General features: G+C 74.1%; 25 protein-coding genes. 17 read left to right on the top strand and 8 right to left on the bottom strand.

From position 1 onward, the window contains the following. Position 1: 1 nt before the first annotated feature. Genes ACFVXJ_RS04970 through hisF form a run of 5 tightly spaced genes read left to right on the top strand, consistent with a single transcriptional unit; the run spans position 2 to position 2,703 of the window. Entirely contained in the window at positions 2-169 is a 168-nt protein-coding gene (locus tag ACFVXJ_RS04970; protein ID WP_389658779.1) for a hypothetical protein, read from the top strand. Continuing rightward, positions 166-816 carry an imidazole glycerol phosphate synthase subunit HisH gene (gene hisH, locus ACFVXJ_RS04965; protein WP_389658776.1) on the top strand — a complete coding sequence of 217 codons (651 nt, stop codon included), beginning with the start codon at positions 166-168 and terminating at the stop codon, positions 814-816. The genes ACFVXJ_RS04970 and hisH overlap by 4 nt, the downstream gene beginning before the upstream one ends. Then, positions 816-1,547 (top strand): bifunctional 1-(5-phosphoribosyl)-5-((5-phosphoribosylamino)methylideneamino)imidazole-4-carboxamide isomerase/phosphoribosylanthranilate isomerase PriA, encoded by a 732-nt coding sequence (gene priA, locus ACFVXJ_RS04960; protein WP_389658773.1) that lies wholly within the window; start codon positions 816-818, stop codon positions 1,545-1,547. Before hisH ends, priA begins: the two co-directional genes overlap by 1 nt. Then, positions 1,544-1,951 carry a RidA family protein gene (locus ACFVXJ_RS04955; RefSeq protein WP_389658770.1) on the top strand — a complete coding sequence of 136 codons (408 nt, stop codon included), beginning with the start codon at positions 1,544-1,546 and terminating at the stop codon, positions 1,949-1,951. Before priA ends, ACFVXJ_RS04955 begins: the two co-directional genes overlap by 4 nt. After that, positions 1,948-2,703: an imidazole glycerol phosphate synthase subunit HisF gene (gene hisF / locus ACFVXJ_RS04950; RefSeq protein WP_389658767.1), complete on the top strand. Its 756-nt coding sequence runs from the start codon at positions 1,948-1,950 to the stop codon at positions 2,701-2,703. The genes ACFVXJ_RS04955 and hisF overlap by 4 nt, the downstream gene beginning before the upstream one ends. A 61-nt stretch (positions 2,704-2,764) precedes the next feature. Here hisF and ACFVXJ_RS04945 read toward each other — a convergent pair whose 3' ends face one another. Then, entirely contained in the window at positions 2,765-3,397 is a 633-nt protein-coding gene (locus tag ACFVXJ_RS04945; protein WP_389658764.1) for a TIGR03085 family metal-binding protein, read from the bottom strand. Between the two features lie 92 nt (positions 3,398-3,489). Here ACFVXJ_RS04945 and hisI point away from each other — a divergent pair, with 92 nt between their 5' ends. From hisI to lgt, 11 genes are all read left to right on the top strand, one after another. After that, a complete protein-coding gene (hisI, locus tag ACFVXJ_RS04940; RefSeq protein WP_136215262.1) occupies positions 3,490-3,846 on the top strand; it encodes a phosphoribosyl-AMP cyclohydrolase in 357 nt (118 codons plus the stop codon). A gap of 19 nt (positions 3,847-3,865) precedes the next feature. Then, a complete protein-coding gene (locus tag ACFVXJ_RS04935; protein ID WP_389658760.1) occupies positions 3,866-5,356 on the top strand; it encodes an anthranilate synthase component I in 1,491 nt (496 codons plus the stop codon). Between the two features lie 14 nt (positions 5,357-5,370). Further along, complete coding sequence (locus ACFVXJ_RS04930; RefSeq protein WP_389658757.1) at positions 5,371-6,027, top strand: TIGR02234 family membrane protein; 657 nt, start codon at positions 5,371-5,373, stop codon at positions 6,025-6,027. Between the two features lie 96 nt (positions 6,028-6,123). Beyond that, a complete protein-coding gene (locus tag ACFVXJ_RS04925; RefSeq protein ID WP_389658754.1) occupies positions 6,124-6,375 on the top strand; it encodes an HGxxPAAW family protein in 252 nt (83 codons plus the stop codon). A 131-nt stretch (positions 6,376-6,506) separates the two neighbouring features. Then, positions 6,507-6,986 carry a DUF2752 domain-containing protein gene (locus ACFVXJ_RS04920; protein WP_389658751.1) on the top strand — a complete coding sequence of 160 codons (480 nt, stop codon included), beginning with the start codon at positions 6,507-6,509 and terminating at the stop codon, positions 6,984-6,986. Positions 6,987-7,176: 190 nt separating this feature from the next. Further along, the gene (trpC, locus tag ACFVXJ_RS04915) at positions 7,177-7,986 is read left to right on the top strand and encodes an indole-3-glycerol phosphate synthase TrpC (RefSeq protein ID WP_389658748.1); all 810 of its coding nucleotides are present in this window, start codon (positions 7,177-7,179) and stop codon (positions 7,984-7,986) included. A 7-nt stretch (positions 7,987-7,993) separates the two neighbouring features. Next, complete coding sequence (trpM, locus tag ACFVXJ_RS04910) at positions 7,994-8,203, top strand: tryptophan biosynthesis modulator TrpM (protein WP_389658745.1); 210 nt, start codon at positions 7,994-7,996, stop codon at positions 8,201-8,203. Positions 8,204-8,399: 196 nt separating this feature from the next. Then, positions 8,400-9,674 (top strand): tryptophan synthase subunit beta, encoded by a 1,275-nt coding sequence (trpB, locus tag ACFVXJ_RS04905; RefSeq protein ID WP_389658742.1) that lies wholly within the window; start codon positions 8,400-8,402, stop codon positions 9,672-9,674. Next, complete coding sequence (gene trpA / locus ACFVXJ_RS04900) at positions 9,671-10,489, top strand: tryptophan synthase subunit alpha (RefSeq protein ID WP_389658739.1); 819 nt, start codon at positions 9,671-9,673, stop codon at positions 10,487-10,489. The genes trpB and trpA overlap by 4 nt, the downstream gene beginning before the upstream one ends. Positions 10,490-10,584: 95 nt before the next feature. Further along, the gene (locus ACFVXJ_RS04895) at positions 10,585-11,556 is read left to right on the top strand and encodes a thioredoxin domain-containing protein (RefSeq protein WP_389658736.1); all 972 of its coding nucleotides are present in this window, start codon (positions 10,585-10,587) and stop codon (positions 11,554-11,556) included. A gap of 72 nt (positions 11,557-11,628) precedes the next feature. Further along, positions 11,629-12,699 (top strand): prolipoprotein diacylglyceryl transferase, encoded by a 1,071-nt coding sequence (gene lgt, locus ACFVXJ_RS04890; protein ID WP_389658733.1) that lies wholly within the window; start codon positions 11,629-11,631, stop codon positions 12,697-12,699. 79 nt (positions 12,700-12,778) lie between these two features. Here lgt and ACFVXJ_RS04885 read toward each other — a convergent pair whose 3' ends face one another. From ACFVXJ_RS04885 to ACFVXJ_RS04855, 7 genes are all read right to left on the bottom strand, one after another. Continuing rightward, on the bottom strand, positions 12,779-13,600 hold the full coding sequence (locus tag ACFVXJ_RS04885; protein WP_389658730.1) for an HpcH/HpaI aldolase/citrate lyase family protein: 822 nt from the start codon (positions 13,598-13,600) through the stop codon (positions 12,779-12,781). Further along, positions 13,597-14,856, bottom strand: a complete 1,260-nt coding sequence (locus ACFVXJ_RS04880; RefSeq protein WP_389658727.1) for a CaiB/BaiF CoA transferase family protein — start codon at positions 14,854-14,856, stop codon at positions 13,597-13,599. The genes ACFVXJ_RS04885 and ACFVXJ_RS04880 overlap by 4 nt, the downstream gene beginning before the upstream one ends. Next, a complete protein-coding gene (gene rbsK / locus ACFVXJ_RS04875; RefSeq protein ID WP_389658724.1) occupies positions 14,853-15,752 on the bottom strand; it encodes a ribokinase in 900 nt (299 codons plus the stop codon). Before rbsK ends, ACFVXJ_RS04880 begins: the two co-directional genes overlap by 4 nt. Further along, positions 15,749-17,044 carry an ADP-ribosylglycohydrolase family protein gene (locus ACFVXJ_RS04870; RefSeq protein WP_389660040.1) on the bottom strand — a complete coding sequence of 432 codons (1,296 nt, stop codon included), beginning with the start codon at positions 17,042-17,044 and terminating at the stop codon, positions 15,749-15,751. Before ACFVXJ_RS04870 ends, rbsK begins: the two co-directional genes overlap by 4 nt. 838 nt (positions 17,045-17,882) lie before the next feature. Next, positions 17,883-19,040 carry an ADP-ribosylglycohydrolase family protein gene (locus ACFVXJ_RS04865; RefSeq protein WP_389658721.1) on the bottom strand — a complete coding sequence of 386 codons (1,158 nt, stop codon included), beginning with the start codon at positions 19,038-19,040 and terminating at the stop codon, positions 17,883-17,885. Further along, positions 19,037-20,446, bottom strand: a complete 1,410-nt coding sequence (locus ACFVXJ_RS04860; RefSeq protein WP_389660038.1) for an ADP-ribosylglycohydrolase family protein — start codon at positions 20,444-20,446, stop codon at positions 19,037-19,039. Before ACFVXJ_RS04860 ends, ACFVXJ_RS04865 begins: the two co-directional genes overlap by 4 nt. Before the next feature lie 725 nt (positions 20,447-21,171). After that, on the bottom strand, positions 21,172-22,158 hold the full coding sequence (locus tag ACFVXJ_RS04855) for an ADP-ribosylglycohydrolase family protein (RefSeq protein ID WP_389658718.1): 987 nt from the start codon (positions 22,156-22,158) through the stop codon (positions 21,172-21,174). Between the two features lie 331 nt (positions 22,159-22,489). Here ACFVXJ_RS04855 and ACFVXJ_RS04850 point away from each other — a divergent pair, with 331 nt between their 5' ends. After that, a complete protein-coding gene (locus ACFVXJ_RS04850; RefSeq protein ID WP_389658715.1) occupies positions 22,490-23,221 on the top strand; it encodes a VIT1/CCC1 transporter family protein in 732 nt (243 codons plus the stop codon). Positions 23,222-23,432 lie beyond the last annotated feature (211 nt).

Genomic DNA, 23,432 nt, shown 5'->3' with positions numbered 1-23,432 from the left:
CGTGAACGGCCTGAACACCATCCTGATCGTCCTCGGCCTGTTCCTGGCCGGGGGCGTCTACTCCTTCCACAAGCAGAAGATGCCCCTGTCGGTCATCGTCCTGCTCGCCATCGGCTCCGTGATGTGCCTCGCCGCCGGAGTCCTGCGGATCCAAGGAATCTGGGAATGAGCGCAACCCGCCCCACCAAGACCGTCGTGGTCTTCGACTACGGCTTCGGCAACGTGCGGTCCGCCGAGCGGGCGCTCGCGCGTGTCGGCGCGGACGTCGAGATCACCCGCGACTACGACAAGGCCATGGACGCCGACGGGCTCCTCGTCCCCGGCGTCGGCGCCTTCTCGGCCTGCATGCAGGGTCTCAAGGACGTCCGCGGCGACTGGATCATCGGGCGCCGGCTGTCCGGCGGCCGGCCCGTCATGGGCATCTGCGTCGGCATGCAGATCCTCTTCGAGCGCGGCATCGAACACGGCGTGGAGACCGAGGGCCTCGACGAGTGGCCCGGCACGGTCGGCCCGCTCAAGGCCCCGATCGTGCCCCACATGGGCTGGAACACCGTCGAGGCGCCGACCGACAGCCAGGCATTCAAGGGCCTGGACGCCGACGCCCGGTTCTACTTCGTGCACTCCTACGCGGCGCACGACTGGAGCCTGGAGGTCACCAACCCGCTGATCCGCGCCCCCAAGGTCACCTGGGCCACCCACGGCGAACGGTTCGTCGCGGCGGTGGAGAACGGGGCCCTGTGGGCCACCCAGTTCCACCCCGAGAAGTCCGGCGACGCCGGCGCCCAGCTCCTCACCAACTGGATCGAGACCCTGTGATGCCCGCACCCACGCTTGAGCTGCTCCCCGCGGTCGACGTCCGCGACGGCCAGGCCGTACGCCTCGTGCACGGCGTGTCCGGCAGCGAGACCTCGTACGGCTCCCCACTGGAGGCGGCCCTCGCCTGGCAGCGCGCCGGCGCCGAATGGCTGCACCTGGTCGACCTGGACGCCGCCTTCGGCACCGGTGACAACCGCGCCCTGGTCGCCGAGATCACCGGCGCCATGGACATCAAGGTCGAACTGTCCGGCGGCATCCGCGACGACGCCTCGCTCGCCGCCGCCCTCGCGACCGGTTGCACCCGCGTCAACCTCGGCACCGCCGCCCTGGAGACCCCGGAGTGGGCGGCCAAGGCGATCGCCGAGCACGGCGACAGGATCGCGGTCGGGCTCGACGTACGCGGCACCACCCTCAAGGGCCGCGGCTGGACCAGCGAGGGCGGCGACCTGTACGAGACCCTCGCCCGCCTGGACTCCGAGGGCTGCGCCCGGTACGTCGTCACCGACATCGGCAAGGACGGCACCCTGACCGGCCCCAACCTGGAACTGCTGCGCGGCGTCTGCGCCGCGACCGACCGGCCCGTCGTCGCCTCCGGCGGCATCTCCTCGCTGGACGACCTGCGGGCGCTGTCCGAGCTGGTGCCGCTGGGCGTCGAGGGCGCCATCGTCGGCAAGGCCCTGTACGCGAAGGCGTTCACCCTCGAAGAGGCGCTGCGGGTGGTGTCCGAGTGAGCGCTCCCGACGAAGTGCGCCGCATCTCCTCCGGCGGCCCCTACGAGGATGTCATCGGCTACAGCCGGGCCGTGCGGCTCCCCAACGGGTTGGTCCTGGTCTCCGGCTGCACCGCGGCCGACGGCGGCGGCCCCTACGAACAGGCCATCACGGCCTTCGGTGTGGCCATCAAGGCGCTGGAGCAGGCCGGTCTCGGCGCCGAGCACGTGGTCCGCACCCGGATGTACCTCACGCACGCCCGGGACGTGGACGACGTCGGCCGCGCGCACAAGGAGCTGTTCGACGCGGTGCGCCCCGCCGCGTCCATGATCATCGTTTCCGGCTTCGTCGACCCGTCCATGGTCGTCGAGGTCGAGGTCGAGGCGTACGGGGCCCCCGACGGTCTCGAAGGAGGGACGGCATGACGCTCGCCGTACGGGTGATCCCCTGCCTGGACGTGGACAACGGCCGGGTCGTCAAGGGGGTCAACTTCCAGAACCTGCGCGACGCCGGTGACCCGGTGGAGATGGCCAAGCTCTACGACGCCGAGGGCGCGGACGAGCTGACCTTCCTCGACATCACCGCGTCCTCCGGGAACCGGGAGACCACCTACGACGTGGTGCGCCGGACCGCCGAGCAGGTCTTCATCCCGCTGACCGTGGGCGGCGGCGTCCGCACGGCCGACGACGTGGACAAGCTGCTGCGGGCGGGCGCCGACAAGGTGGGCGTGAACACGGCCGCCATCGAGCGGCCCGACCTCATCCGGGAGATCGCGGAGCGGTTCGGCCGGCAGGTGCTGGTGCTGTCGGTGGACGCGCGGCGCACCGCGTCCGGCGCGTTCGAGGTCACCACGCACGGCGGTCGCAAGAGCGCCGGCATCGACGCCGTCGAGTGGGCGCACCGGGCCGCCGAGCTGGGCGCCGGGGAGATCCTGCTGAACTCGATGGACGCCGACGGCACGAAGGACGGCTACGACACCGAGATGATCGCGGCGGTGCGAGAGCACGTCCGCGTCCCGGTGATCGCCTCGGGCGGCGCGGGCAAGCTGGAGCACTTCCCGCCGGCCATCGCCGCGGGCGCCGACGCGGTGCTCGCCGCGTCGGTGTTCCACTTCGGCGACCTGCGCATCGGCGAGGTCAAGGACACCCTCCGCGAGGCCGGCCACCCGGTCCGCTGACGGCGTCCCGTGCTCCGGCCGACCGGCCGGAGCACAGCGGCGCGGAGCGCGGGGCGAGGCGTCAGATCCCCAGTTTCGCCACCGTCAGCTTCGCGACGGCCTCCGGCGCGCCGTCCAGTTCCACGGCGGCGGACTCCTGGCGGCCGAAGCAGAACAGCGTCAGCTCGCCCGGCTCGCCCGTGACCGTCACCACCGGGGTGCCCTTGTGGGCGACCGCCGTACGGCCGTCCGGGCGGCGCAGCACCAGGCCGACCGGCGAGCGGCGGCCCGTCAGGCGGGCCAGCTTCTCCAGCCGGGACCAGAGGACGTCGGAGAAGACCGGGTCCAGCGGGCGCGGGGACCAGTCGGGCTGCGCCCGCCGGACGTCCTCGGCGTGGACGTAGAACTCCACCGCGTTCGCCGCCTCGTCGATCTGCTTGACGGAGTACACGGACATCTTGGGCGGCCCGGTACGGATCAGCCGGATGAGTTCCTCGTACGGCTTGGCCGTGTACTCGGCCATCGCCTTGTCCAGGCGTCCCTTGAGCACGTTCAGCAGCAGGCCGCCGGCCGCGTCCGGGCGGCGCTCCCGGACGACCACGTGCGCCGCCAGTTCGCGCGTGCCCCAGCCGTCGCACAGCGTCGGCGCCTCCGGTCCCGCCGCCTCCAACAGATCGGCCAGCAGCAGACGTTCACGCTTCGCATGGGTAGACATGGGGGCCAGCCTACGGCCGGAACCCGCCCCCTGCCTGCCCATCAGGCGGACAGCCATCGATGATCATCCCCCTCGCCCGGCACAATGGCCCCATGAGTACGACCTCCCTCGATCCCGCGATCGCCGCCCGCCTCAAGCGCTCCGCGGACGGTCTGGTACCGGCCATCGCCCAGCAGTACGACACCGGTGAGGTGCTCATGCTCGGCTGGATGGACGACGAGGCCCTGCACCGCACCCTGACCACCGGACGCTGCACCTACTGGTCCCGCAGCCGTCAGGAGTACTGGGTCAAGGGGGATACTTCCGGCCACTTCCAGCACGTGAAGTCCGTCGCCCTCGACTGCGACGCGGACACCGTGCTCGTCAAGGTCGACCAGGTCGGGGCCGCCTGCCACACGGGTGCCCGGACGTGCTTCGACGCCGATGTCCTCCCGCTGGCCGCCGAATAGCTAGGTAGGGTCCCACGCCATGGATCTTGAGACGTTCCGCAAGCTCGCGGTCGACCGCCGCGTCATCCCCGTCAGTCGCAAACTGCTCGCCGACGGAGACACCCCGGTCGGCCTCTACCGGAAGCTCGCCGCCGAACGCCCCGGCACCTTCCTGCTGGAGTCCGCGGAGAACGGGCGGTCCTGGTCCCGCTACTCCTTCATCGGCGTCCGCTCCGACGCCACGCTGACCGTCCGCGACGGGCAGGCGCACTGGATCGGCGCCGCCCCCGTCGGCGTCCCCACCACCGGAGACCCCCTCGACGCCCTGCGCGCCACCGTCGAGGCCCTGCACACCCCACGCGACAACGCGGCCGGGACGCCGCCCTTCACCGGCGGCATGGTCGGCTACCTCGGCTACGACATCGTGCGCCGCCTGGAGCGCATCGGCGAACACGCCGAGGACGACCTGCGGCTCCCCGAGCTGACCATGCTGCTCACCTCGGACCTCGCCGTCATGGACCACTGGGACGGCACGGTCCAGCTCATCGCCAACGCCATCAACCACAACGACCTCGACACCGGCGTGGACGAGGCGTACGCGGACGCCGTCGCCCGCCTCGACGCGATGGAGGCCGACCTCGCGCGGCCCGCGCCCTACGTGCCGACACCGCTGCCGGTCTCCGAGCTGCCCGAGTTCTCCGCACTGTGGGGCGGCGAGAAGTACCAGGCCGCCGTCGAGGACGTCAAGGAACGCATCCGGGCCGGCGAGGCGTTCCAGGTCGTGCCCTCCCAGCGGTTCGAGACTCCCTGCGCGGCGTCCGCGCTGGACGTCTACCGGGTCCTGCGGGCCACCAACCCGTCGCCGTACATGTACCTCTTCCGCTTCGAGAACGGCTTCGACGTCGTCGGCTCCAGCCCCGAGGCGCTGGTCAAGGTCGAGGACGGCCGGGCCATGGTGCACCCCATCGCCGGGACCCGGCACCGCGGCGCCACCCCGCAGGAGGACAACGAGCTCGCCGAGGAACTGCTGGCCGATCCCAAGGAACGCGCCGAGCACCTGATGCTGGTCGACCTCGGCCGCAACGACCTGGGCCGGGTGTGCGAGCCGGGCTCCGTCGAGGTCGTCGACTTCATGAGCATCGAGCGCTACTCCCACGTCATGCACATCGTCTCGACCGTCACGGGCCGCGTCGCCGAGGGCAAGACCGCCTTCGACGTGCTCACGGCCTGCTTCCCGGCCGGCACCCTCTCCGGCGCGCCCAAGCCCCGCGCCATGCAGATCATCGAGGAGCTGGAACCGTCCCGGCGGGGCCTGTACGGCGGCTGCGTCGGCTACCTCGACTTCGCCGGCGACTCCGACACGGCCATCGCCATCCGTACCGCGCTGCTGCGCGACGGCACCGCCTACGTGCAGGCCGGAGCGGGTGTCGTCGCGGATTCGGTGCCCGAGCTGGAGGACAACGAGTGCCGCAACAAGGCCGCCGCGGTGCTCCGCGCGGTGGGAGCGGCGAACCGCCTCCACGGCGTCTGAGCCGGTAGGGGATAGTGGGGTACGTGAGTGCCGTACCCCCGCCCCGAACCGAAGCCGCGTCCGCGCCCGAGCCCGAGGCTGCCGACAGCCGTCGCGGCCGCCGCAGCGTGGCCGCCGCCCTGCTGCTCGGCGCGCTCGGCGCCACCGTCGTCCTGCTCGCCACCGGCCGGGTATGGGCCCGTGGCAGCGCCGTCGTCGCGGGGGGATCGCTCCCGCTGAGCGCGGACGGGCAGACCGTCACCGGGCTGCCCGCCGCCCTGGCCATCGTCGGGCTCGCGGCCCTGGTGGCGGTGTTCGCCGTACGCGGCAAGTCCCGACTGCTGGTGTCCGCCCTGCTGGCGCTGAGCGGCCTGGGCGCGGCGCTCGCCGCGGTGACGGCCGCCGACGACCGCCGGGCGCTGGACGAGAAGGCCGCCACCACGACCGCGGACACCGCCGCCCGGGTGGCCGGGTTGACCCACACCCCCTGGCCGTACGTCGCAGCCTGCGGAGCGGTGCTGATCCTGCTCGCCGGGCTGCTGGCCCTGCGCTTCGGCAGCGGCTGGCCCGCCATGGGCGGCCGCTACGAGCGCGACGGCAGCCCCCGGACGCGCAAGCCGGCGGCGGTGGACCCGGACCGGCCCGAGGATCTGTGGAAGGCTCTGGACCGGGGCGAGGACCCGACCCACTGACAGCGGGCCGCGCCCGGTGCGGGACAATGGTCATCGAGCGTTCGACACAGACGCGTTTGATTCAGCACTGCGCGACAGAGCAACGAGGAGCAACTCATGGCGGGCACGCACCACGGACACACCCCGGCCGCCTGGACCGGTGTCATCATCGCCTTCATCGGTTTCTGCATCTCCGGCGCCTTCATGGTGCTGGCGAACCCGCTCGGCTTCTGGGCCGGCCTGGTCGTCGTCGCGCTCGGCGGTGTCGTCGGCCTGGCGATGAAGGCGGCGGGCATGGGCGCCCCGAAGGCGGAGCACGAGGACCTCGCGCAGGTCATCGCCGCCAACAAGCTCGCCACCAAGGTCTGAGCCGGCTGCCGGTAGTCGGCCGCCCGTAGTCGGTTGCCCGTAGTCGGCCGGCGCGCCGCCGGCCGCCGCGCCGTCGGTCCCGGAAGGCGCGGTTTCGAGAGGCGCGGCCCCGTCGGGCTGCGCCTTTTGTCATGAGCGGAGAGAATCACCGCGTGGACGCCCCTCACACCCCCTGCCCGGCGCCCGGACGGCCCACTGCGCCGCCGCCGGTCTCCCCGGCGCGGGCCCTCGCCGCCCCCGTGCTCACGCTGGCCGGGACGGTCGCCGCGTTCACGTACGTGGGCACGGTCGACCCGAACCGGCCGGGCCACTACCCCGTCTGTCCGCTGCTGCGGCTGACCGGCATCCTGTGCCCCGGCTGCGGCGGGCTGCGCAGCGCACACGCCTTCGCCCACGGAGATCTGGCGACCGCGCTCGGCGACAACGCCGTCGCCGTCCTCGGCTACTTCCTGTTCGCCGCGTTCCTGGCCGTGTGGCTGGTCCGGGCCGCGCGCGGCGGGCCGCCGCCCAGGATCACCCTCAAACCGGTGTACTGGTGGGCTGTGGGAGCGGTCCTGCTGACCTTCGCCGTCGTCCGCAACCTGCCCTTCGGATCGGCCCTGGCCCCCTGAGACGGGCGGTGCGCGAGGGGAAGACGGGATTCCGGAGGAAGCGCATATTCCGACTGTCCAGTCCATGGGACACCCGCACGCTCCGTGCGGAGGCCGTGGCGACCTGCGGATACCATTTGAGTGCTGACCTTGCAGTGGAACGTGTCTGCAAGGCGGCCGACCGTCATCGACCCGGAAGGGGGCCGCTCGCGTGAGTGTGCTCGACGAGATCATCGAAGGGGTCCGCGAAGACCTTGCCGAACGGCAGGCCCGCGTGAGCCTCGACGAGCTCAAGGAGCGTGCCGCCAAGGCGCCCCAGGCCAAGGACGGTGTCGCCGCCCTGCGTGGCGACAGCGTCAAGGTGATCTGCGAGGTGAAGCGCTCCAGCCCCTCCAAGGGCGCGCTCGCCGCGATCGCCGATCCGGCCGGGCTCGCCGCCGACTACGAGGCGGGTGGTGCGTCGGTCATCTCCGTCCTCACCGAGCAGCGTCGGTTCGGTGGCTCGCTGGCCGACCTGGAGGCAGTCCGCGCCCGCGTGGACATCCCGATCCTGCGCAAGGACTTCATCGTCACGGCGTACCAGCTCTGGGAGGCCCGCGCCTACGGCGCCGACCTCGCCCTGCTGATCGTCGCGGCCCTGGAACAGGAAGCCCTCGTCTCCCTCATCGAGCGGGCCCAGTCCATCGGGCTGACCCCGCTGGTCGAGGTCCACGACGAGGACGAGGTCGAGCGCGCCGTCGCCGCCGGCGCCAAGATCATCGGCGTCAACGCGCGCAACCTCAAGGACCTCAAGGTCGACCGCTCCACCTTCGAGCGCGTCGTCGAGGCCATCCCCGACCACATCGTCAAGGTCGCCGAGTCCGGCATCCGCGGACCGCACGACCTGATCGCGTACGCCAACGAGGGCGCCGACGCCGTCCTCGTCGGGGAGTCCCTGGTCACCGGACGCGACCCGAAGGCGGCCGTGGCCGACCTGGTGGCCGCCGGCGCCCACCCCGCCCTGCGGCACGGGCGGAGCTGACCCTGCCGTGCCCGTCTCCCGCTCCTCCGTCCGCACCCGCCCGGCCCACGGCCCGGCCGGCGTGCCGACGGCGTACGCGCCGCTGGCGCGCGGCTGCCGCCCCCGCGGCTGCCGTGCCCCGGCCCGGCGCGTGCACGGACGGCGGGTGCGGTACGTGATCGGCTCCGAGCCCGGTCAGGTCAACGGCATGCGATGGCGCCCCTCGCCCGCGCCGTGACGACGGCAGACCCGCCCCGGCACCCCTGAGGTGCCGGCCGGGCACCCTCGTACGGCCCGCCGTCCCGAGCCGCCGGCTCCGGGCGCGGGCCGCTCGTCCCGTATCCCCACCACCGCCGCCGGCGGGGTGCGCGGGTCACGGACCGGCGGCGCAATACGGTGAAGTCATCCCGTCGCACCCCGTAGGAGTAGTGGACATGTCCACCCACTCGTTCTTCATCCCGGACCCGCAGGGTCTGATCCCCAACGCCGAGGGCTACTTCGGCGACTTCGGCGGCAAGTTCATCCCGGAGGCGCTCGTCGCCGCCGTGGACGAGGTCGCCGTCGAATACGAGAAGGCCAAGGGCGACCCGTCCTTCGCGGCCGAGCTCAACGAGCTCATGGTCAACTACACGGGCCGCCCCAGCGCCCTCACCGAGGTGCCCCGCTTCGCCGAGCACGCGGGCGGCGCACGGATCTTCCTCAAGCGCGAGGACCTCAACCACACCGGCTCGCACAAGATCAACAACGTGCTGGGTCAGGCGCTGCTCACCAAGCGCATGGGCAAGACCCGCGTCATCGCCGAGACCGGCGCCGGCCAGCACGGCGTGGCCACCGCCACCGCCTGCGCCCTCTTCGGCCTCGACTGCACCATCTACATGGGCGAGATCGACACGCAGCGCCAGGCCCTCAACGTGGCCCGCATGCGGATGCTGGGCGCCGAGGTCATCGCCGTGAAGTCCGGCTCCCGCACCCTCAAGGACGCCATCAACGAGGCGTTCCGCGACTGGGTGGCCAACGTGGACCAGACCCACTACCTCTTCGGCACCGTCGCCGGACCCCACCCCTTCCCGGCCATGGTCCGCGACTTCCACCGCGTCATCGGCGTCGAGGCCCGCCGGCAGATCCTGGAGCGCGCCGGACGCCTGCCCGACGCCGTGGCGGCCTGCGTCGGCGGCGGCTCCAACGCCATCGGCCTCTTCCACGCGTTCATCCCCGACGAAGGCGTGCGCCTGGTCGGCTTCGAGCCGGCGGGACACGGCGTCGAGACCGGCGAACACGCGGCCACCCTCACCGCCGGCGAGCCCGGCGTCCTGCACGGCTCGCGCTCCTACGTCCTCCAGGACGAGGAGGGCCAGATCACCGAGCCCTACTCCATCTCGGCCGGTCTGGACTACCCGGGCATCGGCCCCGAGCACTCCTACCTCAAGGACATCGGCCGCGGCGAGTACCGCGCGATCACCGACGACGCCGCGATGCAGGCCCTGCGCCTGCTGTCCCGCACCGAGGGCATCATCCCGGCGATCGAGTCCGCGCACGCCCTCGCGGGCGCGCTGGACCTCGGCCGGGAACTCGGCCCGGACGGACTGATCGTGGTCAACCTGTCCGGCCGCGGCGACAAGGACATGGACACCGCCGCCCGCTACTTCGGCCTGTACGACACCGACGGCGAAGTGGCCGAGAACGAGTTCGCCGAGGGGGACGACAAGTGAGCGCCAACGGAAACATCGAGCTGCTGAGCGCGACCCTCGCCAAGGCGAAGTCCGAGGACCGCGCCGCCCTCGTCGCCTACCTCCCGGCCGGCTTCCCGACCGTGGACGGCGGCATCGAGGCCGTCAAGGCCGTCGTCGCCGGCGGCGCGGACGTGGTGGAGATCGGCCTGCCGCACAGCGACCCGGTCCTGGACGGTCCCGTCATCCAGACCGCCGACGACATCGCCCTGCGCGGCGGTGTGAAGATCGCCGACGTCATGCGCACCGTGCGCGAGGCGTACCAGGCCACCGGCGTCCCGATCCTGGTCATGACCTACTGGAACCCCATCGACCGCTACGGCGTCGAGCGGTTCACTGCCGAACTCGCGGCGGCGGGCGGCGCGGGCTGCATCCTGCCCGACCTGCCGGTCCAGGAGTCCGCGCTGTGGCGCGAGCACGCGACCCGGCACGGGCTGGCGACCGTCTTCGTCGTCGCCCCGAGCAGCCGGGACGCGCGCCTGGCCACCATCACCGCGGCCGGCTCGGGCTTCGTCTACGCCGCCTCCCTGATGGGCGTCACCGGCACCCGCGAGTCGGTCGGCGACCAGGCCCAGGACCTGGTGCGCCGCACCCGGGCCACCACCGATCTGCCGGTGTGCGTGGGCCTCGGCGTCTCCAACGCCGCACAGGCGAAGCAGGTCGCCGGCTTCGCGGACGGTGTGATCGTCGGTTCGGCCTTCGTGAAGGTGCTGCTGGACGCCCCGGACGCGCGGAGCGGGCTGGACGGCGTGCGGGCGCTGGCGGGCGAGCTGGCGGACGGCGTACGCAGGTCCTGACGCCAGGCGGGCCCGATCGGGGGTTATGTAGCCCGATCGAGTGGAAGTGGGAGCGGGGAGGCACGCGAGTGCCTCCCCGCTTCGTTTGGCCGAACGTGAGCGAGAAGAACGACGGTGCGAACCGCGATGCGACGAAACGATCGGCCAGGGAGCGACTCCTCGCGGAGCGCGAGCGGCAGAAGAAGAAGGACAAGCGCCGCCGGACCCTCATCGTGTCGGCGGCGGTGGTCGGCGTACTCGGCCTGGCCGCTGTCGTCGGCCTGATCGCGGCGAACACGGGTAAGGGCGACAAGTCCGCCAAGGCGGCCCCGGTGGCCGCCCCGTCCGGGGCCACCGGCAAGGACGCGCTCGCCATCCAGAGTGGCAAGCCCGAGGCCAAGTCCACCCTCACCGTGTGGGAGGACTTCCGCTGCCCGGCCTGCAAGGCGTTCGAGGACAACTACCGCACCACGGTCCACGACCTGGAGGCCAGGGGACTGCTCAAGGTCGACTACCACCTGGTCACGCTGATCGACGGAAACATGCGCGGCACCGGGTCCCTCAACGCGGCGAACGCGGCCGCCTGCGCCCAGGACGCCGGCAAGTTCCCCGCGTACCACGACGTGCTCTTCGAGAACCAGCCGCCGGAGACCGACGACGCCTACGCCAAGCAGGCCAGGCTGCTGGAGCTGGCGGGCAAGGTGGAGGGGCTGGACACGCCGGCGTTCCGCTCCTGCGTGAACGACGGCACGCACAACAGCTGGGTCGCGAAGTCGCACGAGGCGTTCCAGGCGGCGAAGTTCCGCGGCACCCCGAGCGTGCTGCTGAACGGCAAGGACATCTTCGCCGACCAGGCCAACCCGCTGACCCCGCAGAAGCTCAAGGAGGCGGTGGAGGCCGCCGCCAAGGGGAACGGCGGTGCCCAGACGCCCCCGAAGGGGAAGGGCTCGCCGCCGCCCGCGGCGGCCTCCCCCTCGGTCTCGCCGTCGGCTTCCGCGAAGGCGTCCGCCTCCTCCGCCACGTCGTCTTCCGGGAGCAGGGCCGGCAGCGGCGCGGGCTCGTCCAAGGCAGGAGCCGCGGAGGACTGAGTATCGATTTCACTGCGGGTTGCCGGGCGGGTTGCGGTGGGTACCGCCCGGCAGGGTAGCGTCGGTCCTGCCATGACACTTGCCTATATCCCCAGCCCGTCGACCGGCGTGATCCATCTCGGACCGATCCCGCTGCGCGGCTACGCGTTCTGCATCATCATCGGCGTCTTCGTCGCCGTCTGGCTCGGCAACAAGCGCTGGATCGCACGCGGCGGTAAGCCGGGCACGGTCGCGGACATCGCCGTGTGGGCGGTGCCGTTCGGCCTGGTCGGCGGCCGCCTCTATCACGTGATCACCGACTACCAGCTCTACTTCGGCGAGGGCCGCGACTGGGTCAACGCCTTCAAGATCTGGGAGGGCGGCCTCGGCATCTGGGGTGCGATCGCGCTCGGCGCGGTGGGCGCCTGGATCGGCTGTCGTCTGCGCGGAATCCCGCTGCCGGCCTGGGCGGACGCCCTCGCCCCGGGCATCGCGCTGGCCCAGGCGTGCGGTCGCTGGGGCAACTGGTTCAACCAGGAGCTGTACGGACGGCCCACCGACCTGCCCTGGGCCCTCAAGATCAGCGATGGCCCGAATCGGGTCGCGGGCCTCTACCACCCCACCTTCCTCTACGAGTCCCTGTGGTGCGTGGGCGTCGCCCTGCTGGTGATCTGGGCCGACCGCCGCTTCAAGCTCGGCCACGGGCGGGCGTTCGCCCTGTACGTCGCCGCCTACTGCCTGGGCCGCGGTTGGATCGAGTACATGCGGGTCGACGAGGCGCACCACATCTTCGGCGTGCGGCTGAACGTCTGGACGGCGATCGTCGTCTTCGTGCTCGCCGTGGTCTACCTCGTCCTGTCGCAGAAGCTGCGGCCGGGTCGCGAAGAGGTCGTGGAGCCGGACCGGGGACCCGCGGCCTCCGACGCCGCGGCCGACGCCAAGGAAGGCGCCGACGTCCCCGCGGTCTCCGACGCCGCCGTGACCTCCGATGCCGTCGTGGCTTCCGACGCCGCCGGCACCCCCGAGGTGCGGGGCCGCGCCGGATCGGCCGAGACCAAGGGTGGTCCCGAGGCGAAGTCCGAGGCGGGGGCGGCGGACGCCGCCGCGGGGGAACCGGCTCCGCAGGCGGCTCCCGAGACCGCTCCGGAGGTCAAGAAGCTCTGATCCGGCTCGGCCGGTACGGACGGGGGCGTCGCGCGACCGCGCGGCGCCCCCTTCGTGTTCCCGCGCGGCCGGGCAAGCGTCAGGAGGGGATGGGGGAGTCGCGGCGCGCGAGGGCGACCACCCGTTCCGCCCCGGCCAGCATCGCCGGATCGACGAAGCGGCCGTCGGGCAGGGCCACCGCGCCCGGGGTGAGGCGGGCCGCGGCCATGATCTGCTCGGCGGCGACGACCTCGTCCGGGCCGGGGAGATAGGCCCGTTCGATCACCGGGAGCTGACGGGGGTGGATGGCCGCCCGGCCCAGGAAGCCCAGCGCACGGCCCCGGGCGCAGGAGACGGCCAACGCCTCCAGGTCCCGGATGTCGGGGAACACCGACTGCGCGGGCGGGGCCAGGCCGGCGGCCCGGGCCGCGACCACCACCCGCGAGCGCGGCCAGTCCAGGCCCGCCTCAGAGCCGATGCCCAGATCGGCCCGGAGATCCGCCTCGCCGAGGGACAGCCCGCGCAGGCAGGGGTGGGCGCGGGCGATCTCGTAGGCCCGTTCCACACCCAGCGCGGACTCCAGCAGCGCGTACAGGGGCACCCCGCCGGTGCGGTCGGCGACCGTCCTGATCTGCTCGGGCGCGGAGATCTTGGGCAGGCGCAGGCCGGCGAGACCCGGCAGGCCGGTGAGTGCGGTGAGGTCGGCGCCCGCCCAGGGGGAGTCCAGCGCGTTGACCCGGACGTGGACGGGGACCGTGGGCCGCTCGGTGAGCAGTTCGGCGGTCGCGGCGCGGGCGTACTCCTTGCGGGAGAGCGAGACCGCGTCCTCCAGGTCCACGATGACGGCGTCGGCCCCCGAGTGGAGGGCCTTCCAGACCACTTCGGGCCGGTCACCGGGTGCGTACAACCAGGTGAGGATCATAGGACCCCTTCCTTGCGGAGAGCGGTGATCTCGGCCTCGGTCAGGCCGAGTTCGGTGAGGACGGCGTCGGTGTCGGCGCCGTGCGGACGGCCCGCCCAGCGGATCGCGCCGGGCGTCCCGGACGGCCGGAAGAGGACGTTCTGCATGCGCAGCGGTCCAAGCTCCGGGTCCTCGACCTCGGTGAGGGTGCCGAGCGCCGCGTACTGCGGATCGACCATCACGTCGCGTACGTCGTTGACGGGGGCGACGGCCGCTTCGGCCTCCTCGAAGGCGGCCACCACCTCGTCGGCCTTGTGCCGGGCGATCCAGCCGCCGACCGCCTCGTCGAGCACCGGTGCGTGGGCGGCCCGGCCGGAGCCGGTCGCGAACCAGGGCTCGGCGATCAGTTCGGGCCGGCCGACCAGGCGCAGGACGCGTTCCGCGACGGACTGGGCCGAGGTGGACACCGCCAGCCAGCGGCCGTCCGCGCTGCGATAGGTGTTGCGCGGGGCGTTGTTGGTGGAGCGGTTGCCGGTGCGGGGCTGGACGTAGCCGAGCTGGTCGTACCAGAGCGGGTGCGGGCCCAGCACGGTGAGGATCGGCTCGATGATGGCCAGGTCCACGACCTGCCCCCGCTCGGTGCGGTCGCGGCCCGCGAGCGCCGTCATCACGGCGTACGCGGTGGTCAGGGCGGCGATGGAGTCCGCGAGCCCGAACGGCGGCAGCGCCGGCGGGCCGTCCGGCTCCCCGGTGATCGCGGCGAAGCCGCTCATGGCTTCCGCGAGGGTGCCGAAGCCGGGGCGGCGGGCGTAGGGGCCGTGCTGGCCGAAGGCCGTCACGCGGGCCAGGACCAGGCGCGGGTTGGCGGCGGACAGCTCCGGCCAGCCCAGGCCCCACCGCTCCAGGGTGCCGGGACGGAAGTTCTCGATGACCACGTCGGCGGTGCCGGCCAGCCGCAGCAGGGTGTCCCGGCCGCCCGGCGTGGACAGGTCGAGGGTCATCGTCCGCTTGTTCCGGCCGAGCAGCTTCCACCAGAGGCCGATGCCGTCCTTGGCGGGGCCGTGACCCCGGGAGGCGTCGGGGCGCACCGGGTGCTCGACCTTGACCACCTCGGCGCCGAAGTCGCCCAGCAGGGTCGCGGCGAGGGGCCCGGCGAAGAGGGTCGCCAGGTCCAGGACGCGCAGCCCGGCGAGGGGGGCGGTGGCCCGGGCGGCGCTGCCGGACGTGTCGGCGGTGGGGGCGGCGGTGCCGGTCGTGTCGGCGGTGGTGCCGGTCATGGCCGCGCCGCCGCGAAGGCGTCGGTCTCGGCGCGAGTCGGCATCGAGTCCTGGGCGCCGGGCCGCTGCACGGACAGCGCGGCTGCCGCCGACGCCCAACGCAAGGCCTCCGGCACGGGACGGCCCTCACCGAGCGCCACCGCGAGCGCTCCGACGAACGTGTCCCCGGCGGCGGTGGTGTCCACCGCCCGGACCGGGGGCGCGGGCAGGGGCAGCGGCTCGCGGTCCCGGGCCGCGTAGAGGACTCCGGCCGCCCCGAGGGTGACCACCACCTCCGGCACGACCCGGAGCAGGGCCTCGGCCGCCGCGTACGGGTCGGTGAGCCCGGTGAGGGCGGCGGCCTCGTGCTCGTTGGGCACCAACACATCGATGACATCCAGCAGTTCGGGCGGCAGTGGCCGGACCGGGGCGGGGGTGAGGACGGTCCGGACGCCGTGCGATCGAGCGGCCCGCGCCCCCGCGAGGACGGCCTCCAGGGGCAGTTCGAGCTGGATGAGCAGGCAGTCGGCGGCGCCGATCCGGGAGTCGTCGCCCGCTTCCAGACCGGTGACGAGGCCGTTCGCACCCGGGATGACGATGATGCTGTTGGCGCCCTCCGCGTCGACGGTGATGTGCGCGGTGCCGCTGGCGCCCTCGACGGTGCGCAGGGCCGCGGTCTCGACCCCGGCCTCCGCGAGCGCGTCGCGCAGCCGTACACCGAACGCGTCGGCGCCCACCGCCCCGATCATCACCACCTCCCCGCCGCAACGGGCGGCGGCCACCGCCTGGTTGGCGCCCTTGCCGCCCGGGACCGTACGGAAGGCGGTCCCGGTGACGGTCTCGCCGAGGCGGGGGGCCTTGGGGACGTAGGCGACGAGGTCCATGTTCGTACTGCCGAGCACGGCGATGGCCGTCATGAGCGGGCTGCCTCCAGTGCGGTGAGGTGGGCGAGGGTGTCGAAGCCGACTCCGTCGAAACCGGCGACGGTGGTGGCGAGGCGGTTCTTCAGCGGCGCGGCCCAGCGGTGCGGGACCTCGCCCGCGACGAGCCCGGCGAGGGAGCCCGCGGTCGCGCCGTTGGAGTCGGTGTCCCAGCCGCCGGACACGGCGCGGCACACCGAGTGGGTGAAGTCGCCGTCGGCGTGGGTGAGGGCGGCGGCGATGAGCGCCGTGTTGGGGACGGCGTGGACCCAGTGGTAGTGGCCGTGGCGGGCGTGGAGTTCGTCCACGACGCGGTCGAAGTCGGCGTACCGCCCGGCGGTGTCGACGGCGTGCCGGACGGCGGCGGCGAGCCGTGAGCGGGGCGGTACGACGGCCAAGCCGGCACGGAGCGCGGTGTGTACGTCGGAGTGGCCGGTGGCGGCCTCGGCGATGGCGGAGGCGACGAAGAGGGCCGCGTAGACACCGTTCGCGGTGTGGCTGAGGACGGCGTCGCGGTAGGCCGAGGCCGCGGCGGCGGCCGGGTCGCCGGGGTGGGTCCAGCCGTGGACGTCGGCGCGGATGAGGGCGCCGATCCACTCGCGGAAGGGGTTGTGGTGGGTGGCGGTGGCGGGCGGTTCCAGACCGAGGAGGAGGTTGCGGTACGCGACGCGCTCGGCGGTGAAGGTGCGGCCGGCCGGGAGCTCGTCGAGCCAGAGGCGGCCGACGTCGGCGGTGGTGAAGTCCTTGCCGTGGCGCTGGAGGAGGAGCAGGCCGAGGAGGGGATGGTCGAGGTCGTCGTCCTCGGGGGCGCCGTCGATGTTCTCGGCGAGGGAGGTGGGGGCGGAACGGCGGTTCCAGGGGTACGCGGCCAGCAGCCCGGCGGGGACGCCGCGGGCGGTGAACCAGTCGTCGAGGGGCCAGTTGCCGGTGGCGCGGGCGAGGGCGCGGATGCCGTCCAGGGGCAGCTTCTCGACCGGCTTCCCGAGCACGCACCCGACGGCCCGCCCGACCCAGGCGGCCTCCAGCCGGGCCACGAACCGCGGGTCCGGGACCCCGGGGCGGTGGCCGGGGTGCGCCCCGGGGCCCGCGCCGGCGGGGCGGCCCTGCGGCCCGGGCGTGTGGGCGGGTGCCTGCCCGGGATGGGGGCGGGGCGGGGGTGCCGCCTGGTGCCCGTGGTGCGCGTCCGGCTCCCGCGGGGATGCGGTGGGGCGGGTCTGCGGGCCGGGGTCGGGGTGGGTGTCCGCCTCCGGGTGCCGGGCCGGGGTCGGGCTGTTCCCGGGGTGGAAGATCGGGACCCGGTCCGGGTGCGTGTGGGCCTCCCGGCCGGGCGGGCGGGTGTGCGTGGTCGGCCGCGGGGCGGCGTGGGTCTCGGGCGGCGGGCCCGGCTGCGGGTCGGGGCGCCGGGATGGCGGCGGGGCCGGGGTGGTCGTCGGCCGCGGGCCGCGGTGTGCCCCGTGCTGAGCCTGGTGCCGTGCCACGGGGCTCGGCCCGAGGTCCGGCTCCGGGAGGGAGCCCGGTCGGGGGTTGGGATCGGCCTCGGCGGGCGCGCGCCAGGTGGCGGTGATGGCCTGCCAGGACTCCGGCTCGTCGGCTGCCGAGGGGCGGGGAAGCGCCGCGAGTCGGGTCAGGAGGCGGCACGCCAACGCGCGCAGCTCGGGGTCTGCTGGGGCCGGGGAGGCGCCGGCCCGCTCCGGTGCCGGGTGGCCGCCGGCCGCGAGCCAGACCCGCAGCAGCGGTTCCGCGTCCCGCCCGTCCTGTGCGGCCTGCCGCAGCTCGTGGCCGACCAGGTCCTCCGGCTGGACCCACGTCAGCCGTGCGGGCCCGGTCACCGTGACCCCGCGCTCACCGCGGGCGCCGCCTCGCGGGCAGCGTGCCCGCCCCGGCGTGTGTGCCGCTTGGGCCGTCCGGGGTGGCTGACTCGGGTGTGGGGGCCGGTCGGGTGTGCCGGGGGCGTTGCCGTGTGGGGGCGCTGTCCGGTTCCGGCGGGGGGCTGGGCGGGCGTCGGGCGTGCGGGGTCGGGCATGGCGGGACCCGGGTGGGGGCCGGTCGGGCGTAGCGCGCCGCTCATGGCGTCCCGACCCGGGCCGGGCGGTACCGGTTCGGGTCGTGGGGTGGGGCCGGGGCCGGTCAGCATGACGGGTCCGCGAGCGAGGTGAAGGCCGCTTCGTGGGCGCGGCGTCGGGAGCGGTCCCGGGCGAAGACCTCGCGGGCCACCGCCGCCAGCGCCGCCGCCGGGGCGTGCAGGTCGAGCCGGCTCGCCTCCGCCACCTGCTTCGCCCAGGCATCCGGTACGGCCGCGAGGCCGTTCAGGGCCCCCGACAGTGCCCCCGCCATCGTGGCGGTCGAATCGCAGTCCCGCCCGTAGTTCACGGCTCCGAGCACCGCGCCCTCGTACGCCCCGTCCGCGACCAGCAGCATGCCGAGCGCGATCGGGAGCTCCTCGATCGAGTGCAACCGCGACGGCCGCCGGGCGCCCAGCGACGGCTCGCGGTAGTCGGGCCCGACCGAGTCGTACGGGGCGACCGCCTCCCGCAGCGGGACCAGCGCCGACTCGAAGTCCCGGTGGCCGCGCGCGGCGTCCCGGACCGCCTCGATGGCCGCCCGGGTGCCGTCCTTCGCCAGGGACACGGCCGTGTCCACCACCGAGCCCGCCGTCGCCCCCGGCACGCACGCCGCGGCCACCGCCGCCGCGAACACGCCCGCCGCCTCCCGCCCGTAGGAGGACTGGTGGGCCCCGGCGACGTCCAGAGCCTCCGCGTACGCGGCCTCGGGATGGCCCGCGTTGACCAGCCCGACCGGCGCCATGTACATCGCCGCCCCGCAGTTGACGATGTTTCCGGTGCCCGCCTCGCGCGGGTCGGCGTGCGCGTAGTGCAGCCGCGTCACGATCCACTTCTCCGCGAGGAAGATCCGCTGGAGGGGCAGCGCCTCGGCTTCCAGTTCCGGGATCCAGCGGGGGTTCGTCATCAGGTCCGGTACCAGGTGGTCGGCGACCGCGTACGCGTCGAGGTGGTCGCGTACGGCCTCGTAGACCCGTACCAGGGCGTGTGTCATCAGGGTGTCGTCGGTGACGTGCCCGTCGCCCTTGTGGTACGGGGCGATGCGGCGGGCGGTGCGCCAGTCCTCGTACCAGGGGCCGACGATGCCGTGCACGCGGCCGCCGTGCCGCTCGACGATCCGGTCCGGGGACCAGCCCTCCACCGGGCCGCCGAGGGCGTCGCCGACGGCCGCGCCGACCAGACAGCCGGCGGCCCGGTCGTCGAGCGAAAGGGGGGTGAGCGTCATGTCCGAATCATCCCTTGGAGTGGCTGGGCCGTGTGGGCGGCGCGGGCTTGTGGCGAGGTGAGTTCCGTACGGGCGAGGAGCGCGGCGAGCTCGACCAGGTCGGTTCCGGCGAGGCGGGGCAGGGCGCAGCCGGAGAGGGTGCGGCAGGCTTCGCGCCAGGCGGCGGGGAGGCAGTCGCCACCGCCGAGGGCTCCGGTGAGGGCCCCGGCGAGGGCGGGCGCGGAGTCCGCCACGCGCGACAGGCAGGCGGCGGCGGGGACGGCCTCGGCGACGTTGCCCCGGGCCGCGCTTACCAGGGCGAGTGCGACGGGGACGGTCTCGGCGGCGGCGATCCCGTAGCTGTAGACGTGGTCGACGATCTGGTGCTCCAGCAGCGGGACCAGGGCGAAGGCGCCGCCGCCGGCGTCGGCGCGGGCGAGTTTGACGGCGTGTCGGGCGTTGCGGCCGATCTCGGTGGCTTCGGGGAGTTGCTCCAGGGCGGCGTCGACGGCGGCGTCGGTGTCCCCGCCGGCCAGGGCGGTGGCGAGGGCGGCGGCCATGGCGCGGGCGCCGTGGACGCCGTCGCCGTCCTGGGTGTAGCGGGCGTCGAACTCGGCGAGGTCCGCCGCCGCGCGGGGGTCCCCCGGGTGGACGACGGCGAGGACGCAGGCGCGGACGCAGGCGGCGTCGTCGAAGTAGTGCGGGTTGTCGTGACCGGTGGCGGGCGGGCGCAGGCCGGCGGCGAGGTTGCCGAGGCCGGCGCGGACGGAGATGCGGGCGCGCAGCGGCAGGACGGCGGACTCCACCTCGGGCGCGCGTTCGGCCGCGGCGGCGACCTCGCTGGCCAGTGCGTTCCAGGCGAGGTCGATGGCGGCGCGCATCCGGCGGGACCGGGAGAGGTCGCTGAGCAGGACACCGGCGGCGGTCAGGACGGACTCGGCGGCGAAGGCGGCCCATTCGGCGTCGTCGGAGGGGCCGAGGCGCAGGGGTTCGGGGGGCTGGTTGAGGGCGATGGGGACGGGGAGGGTGGTGGTGGCGTTCTGCTCGGCGAAGGTGTCGAGCTCGCGGGTGAGACGGCGGGTCCACTCCGGCATCCGACTGGCCCGGTGCCGGGCGGCGGGCCACCCGGCCGCGTCGCCTGCGGCGAGCCCGAGCAGCAACCCCTCGATCCGCCGGGGCCCGTCCGGGGCAGCCGGTACGGCACCCGCCCGCGCGGTGGCGGGCCCTGTACGGTCCTCCGCCCCGCCGGCCCGGACGGTGGCCCGGGCGCCGGGCGGGCCGGCCGTTGGGCCGGTGGCCCGGGTGGCGGTCGCGGTACGGGCCTCAGGGCGCGCGGGGTCGGCGAGGCGCTCCCCCTCCGGGGAACCGGGCGGCGTGCGTCCGTCCCCGGCCGGATCGGCGGAGCCGGTGGCATACGGCCCGACCACCCCGCCGTAGCCGGCCCCGCCCTGACGCACCCAGCCTCCGCAGGCGCTGGAGACTCCCGGTCGGTCATGCGTCGGGGGGCGCGCGGGGTCCGGCAGGGTCCCGGCCGGGTCCGGTTCGGCCGCCGGTGCGGGACGGTGGTCGCCCGGTGTGCGGGCGGGGCTTTCCTCGGCCGGGCCGGCCGTACTGCCGCCGGGGTCATCGGTGTCCGGCTCGGTCACCGTGCCCGAGGCGGCCGAGCCTTGGCGTACCCAGCCGCCGTCGGGGACCGTCGGTGCTGCGTCCGGGCCGAGGGTCCCCGACCGGTCGCCCGTGGGAGTTCGCGCGGGGTCCGGCCCTGCCGGTTCCGCTGCCGGACCGTCGCCCGGGGTGCGGGCGGGGCCTTCCTCGCACGAGCCGGCCGTACGGTCCCGGCCGCCGCCGAGGGCATCGGTGGCCGGCTCGGTCACCCAGCCCGAGGTGGTCCCGCCTTGGCGCGCCCAGCCTCCGCCGGCGCTGCGGGCTTCCCGCCCGCCGTGTACCAGGGGTCCCGCCGGGGCCGGACGGGGGGCGCGCGGGGGGTGGGCGGGGGTTTCCCCGGCCGGGTCGCTCGTGCGGTCCCGGCCGGGGCGGGGGGCATTCGGGTCCGGCTCGGTCACCCCGGGGGCGCCGGGCGGCTCCGGCCGGGTGTCCGGCGCGGGGTCGGGGAGGGCCGGGCGGGGGGTCGGGTCGTAGGGCGGCGGCGGGGTCACCGGGTCGGCTCGGTTTCCGGGGTGAGGAGGTCCGCGATGTCCAGGACGTGGTAGCCCCGCATGGAGGGGAGGCAGCTGCCCCGTACCGGACCGATCGCCGACGACCACGCCGACGGGATGGCCCGCACTCCCGACAACGCACCCGACAGCGCCCCCGCCACCGCCGCCGTCGTGTCCGCGTCGCGCCCCATGTTGACCGCCGTCAGGACGGACTCCGCGAAGTCCCCGCGCGCCGCCGCGAACGCCCCGAACGCCAGGCCCACCGCCTCCGGGGCCAGGTCCGTCCACGGGTAGCCGCCGATCACCACCGCCGAGCGCACCGCCCGTTCCCCGCGCGGGGCCGCCGTCACCGCCCGGCGCAGCGAGCGCGCGGTCCAGGAGTCCGAGGGGATCACCGACAGGGCCGCCGAGATCACCGAGGCCGGGGAGCCGCCCGCCATCGCCGCCGCGACGCCGGCCGCGACCGCCTGGCCGCCGTAGATGCCCTCGCCGTCGTGGCTGACCGAGCCGTCGATCGCCACCAGCCGCGCGGCCTCCGCCGGCCGCCCCGCCGCGAACACCCCGAACGGGGCCGCCCGCATGGCCAACCCGTCCGACCAGGCGTGCCGGTGCTGGGCCGAAATGGGCGCCGCCAGGCCCCGGCGGAGGTTTTCCAGGGTGCCGCGCTCGGAGAAGCCCGCACCCCGGAACGGCCCCTCGTCCAAGTCGGCGATCCAGTGGTGCCAGGCCCGTTCGACGTGGGCGACGGCGAGCGCCGACCCGTGGCGGGCGAGCAGCAGCCCGGAGAAGATCGCGTACTCCGTGTCGTCGGTGCCCGCCGGATCGTCGGAGACGAAGCCCTCGATCCGCCCCCACTTCGCCCGGATCTGCGACGGCTTCATGTTCTCCGCGGGGGCGCCCAGCGCGTCACCCACCGCCAGTCCCAGAAGCGCGCCCCTGGCCCGTTCGAGGAGGATCTGCGGATCGCATGCAATCAGCTCCATCGCGCGCCTCTCCACTTGGTGGGACTCATCATGAGCCCTTGGGGGATTTGTGCCACGGGATGACGTTTGTCGCTCGCCGCGAAACACCCCCCGAACGTCGCCGTCACCCGGTCGCCGACCCGCGAAACCCCAGGTAAGTACGGCCTTCCTTGCTGGCGGACGAAGGAAATCGTGCGTAGTTTCGAGGTGTTCAGGGGGAGTGGCCATCTGCGCGTCGCCTTCGCGTACCCGCTCGCACGAAAGAACTCGAAAAGGCTCGACGAAGAACTCGAAAAGGCTCGGCGAGGCTCGAAAGGGCTCGGCAAGGCTCGACACAGGGGAGATCCGGCGCATGTCCATCATCGACACCGAAGCACCACTGCACACCGCCCACCGCGACAACCACACCCACCGTGACGTCAACGGCGGATGGCTGCGGCCGGCCGTGTTCGGTGCCATGGACGGACTCGTCTCCAACCTCGCCCTGATGACCGGTGTGGCGGGCGGTGCGGTGGCCCCGCAGACCATCGTCATCACCGGCCTGGCCGGGCTGGCCGCCGGCGCCTTCTCGATGGCCGCCGGCGAATACACCTCGGTCGCCTCGCAGCGCGAGCTCGTCCTCGCGGAACTCGACGTCGAGCGCCAGCAGTTGCGCAAGCACCCGGTCGACGAGATGGAGGAGCTGGCCGAGCTGTACGTATCGCGCGGTGTCGAGCCCGCCCTCGCCCGCGAGGTCGCGATGCAGCTCTCCCGCGACCCGGAGCAGGCGCTGGAGATACACGCCCGCGAGGAACTCGGCATCGACCCCGACGACCTGCCGTCGCCGCTGGTCGCCGCCGTCTCGTCGTTCGCCTCGTTCGCGCTGGGCGCCGTGTTGCCGCTGCTGCCCTACCTGCTCGGCGCGATCGCCCTGTGGCCGGCCGTGCTGCTGGCCCTGGTGGGTCTCTTCGCCTGCGGGGCGGTCGTCGCCCGGGTCACCGCCCGGTCCTGGTGGTTCAGCGGGGTGCGCCAGCTCGTCCTGGGTGGCGCGGCCGCCGGTGTGACGTACATCCTGGGAACCTGGATCGGCGGCGTCGTAGGCTGACCGGCGCAGGAGTGAGACACTATGCAGAGCACCGCATAAATTAATCATTACCTCGCGGTTTCGAGCACATCACCGCAGGGCATCACACCAGGGCTCCCCATGGCCGCCCGGCCGCGGGGAGCTTCAGGGCAATGAAGCCCTCGCCCTCGGGCGAACCCACGGGCAGTGCCCCCGGCAATGAAGCCGAGGGCGGTGAAGCCCGCCTCCCGGC

This window comes from Streptomyces sp. NPDC058279 (assembly GCF_042881255.1).
Taxonomy (GTDB): domain Bacteria; phylum Actinomycetota; class Actinomycetes; order Streptomycetales; family Streptomycetaceae; genus Streptomyces.
The sequence above is the reverse complement of the archived record's forward strand: the minus strand, read 5'-3'. Positions and strand labels throughout refer to the sequence as shown.

Excerpts from the sequence above, each read along its gene's own strand:
- priA (WP_389658773.1), top strand. The coding sequence starts at position 816 with ATGCCCGCACCCACGCTTGAGCTGCTCCCCGCGGTCGACGTCCGCGAC.
- hisH (WP_389658776.1), top strand. The coding sequence starts at position 166 with ATGAGCGCAACCCGCCCCACCAAGACCGTCGTGGTCTTCGACTACGGC.
- ACFVXJ_RS04945 (WP_389658764.1), bottom strand. The coding sequence starts at position 3,397 with ATGTCTACCCATGCGAAGCGTGAACGTCTGCTGCTGGCCGATCTGTTG.
- lgt (WP_389658733.1), top strand. The coding sequence starts at position 11,629 with ATGACACTTGCCTATATCCCCAGCCCGTCGACCGGCGTGATCCATCTC.
- ACFVXJ_RS04920 (WP_389658751.1), top strand. The coding sequence starts at position 6,507 with ATGAGCGGAGAGAATCACCGCGTGGACGCCCCTCACACCCCCTGCCCG.
- ACFVXJ_RS04885 (WP_389658730.1), bottom strand. The coding sequence starts at position 13,600 with ATGATCCTCACCTGGTTGTACGCACCCGGTGACCGGCCCGAAGTGGTC.
- hisI (WP_136215262.1), top strand. The coding sequence starts at position 3,490 with ATGAGTACGACCTCCCTCGATCCCGCGATCGCCGCCCGCCTCAAGCGC.
- ACFVXJ_RS04880 (WP_389658727.1), bottom strand. The coding sequence starts at position 14,856 with ATGACCGGCACCACCGCCGACACGACCGGCACCGCCGCCCCCACCGCC.
- ACFVXJ_RS04855 (WP_389658718.1), bottom strand. The coding sequence starts at position 22,158 with ATGGAGCTGATTGCATGCGATCCGCAGATCCTCCTCGAACGGGCCAGG.
- rbsK (WP_389658724.1), bottom strand. The coding sequence starts at position 15,752 with ATGACGGCCATCGCCGTGCTCGGCAGTACGAACATGGACCTCGTCGCC.
- ACFVXJ_RS04865 (WP_389658721.1), bottom strand. The coding sequence starts at position 19,040 with ATGACGCTCACCCCCCTTTCGCTCGACGACCGGGCCGCCGGCTGTCTG.
- ACFVXJ_RS04925 (WP_389658754.1), top strand. The coding sequence starts at position 6,124 with ATGGCGGGCACGCACCACGGACACACCCCGGCCGCCTGGACCGGTGTC.
- ACFVXJ_RS04850 (WP_389658715.1), top strand. The coding sequence starts at position 22,490 with ATGTCCATCATCGACACCGAAGCACCACTGCACACCGCCCACCGCGAC.
- trpB (WP_389658742.1), top strand. The coding sequence starts at position 8,400 with ATGTCCACCCACTCGTTCTTCATCCCGGACCCGCAGGGTCTGATCCCC.
- ACFVXJ_RS04935 (WP_389658760.1), top strand. The coding sequence starts at position 3,866 with ATGGATCTTGAGACGTTCCGCAAGCTCGCGGTCGACCGCCGCGTCATC.
- hisF (WP_389658767.1), top strand. The coding sequence starts at position 1,948 with ATGACGCTCGCCGTACGGGTGATCCCCTGCCTGGACGTGGACAACGGC.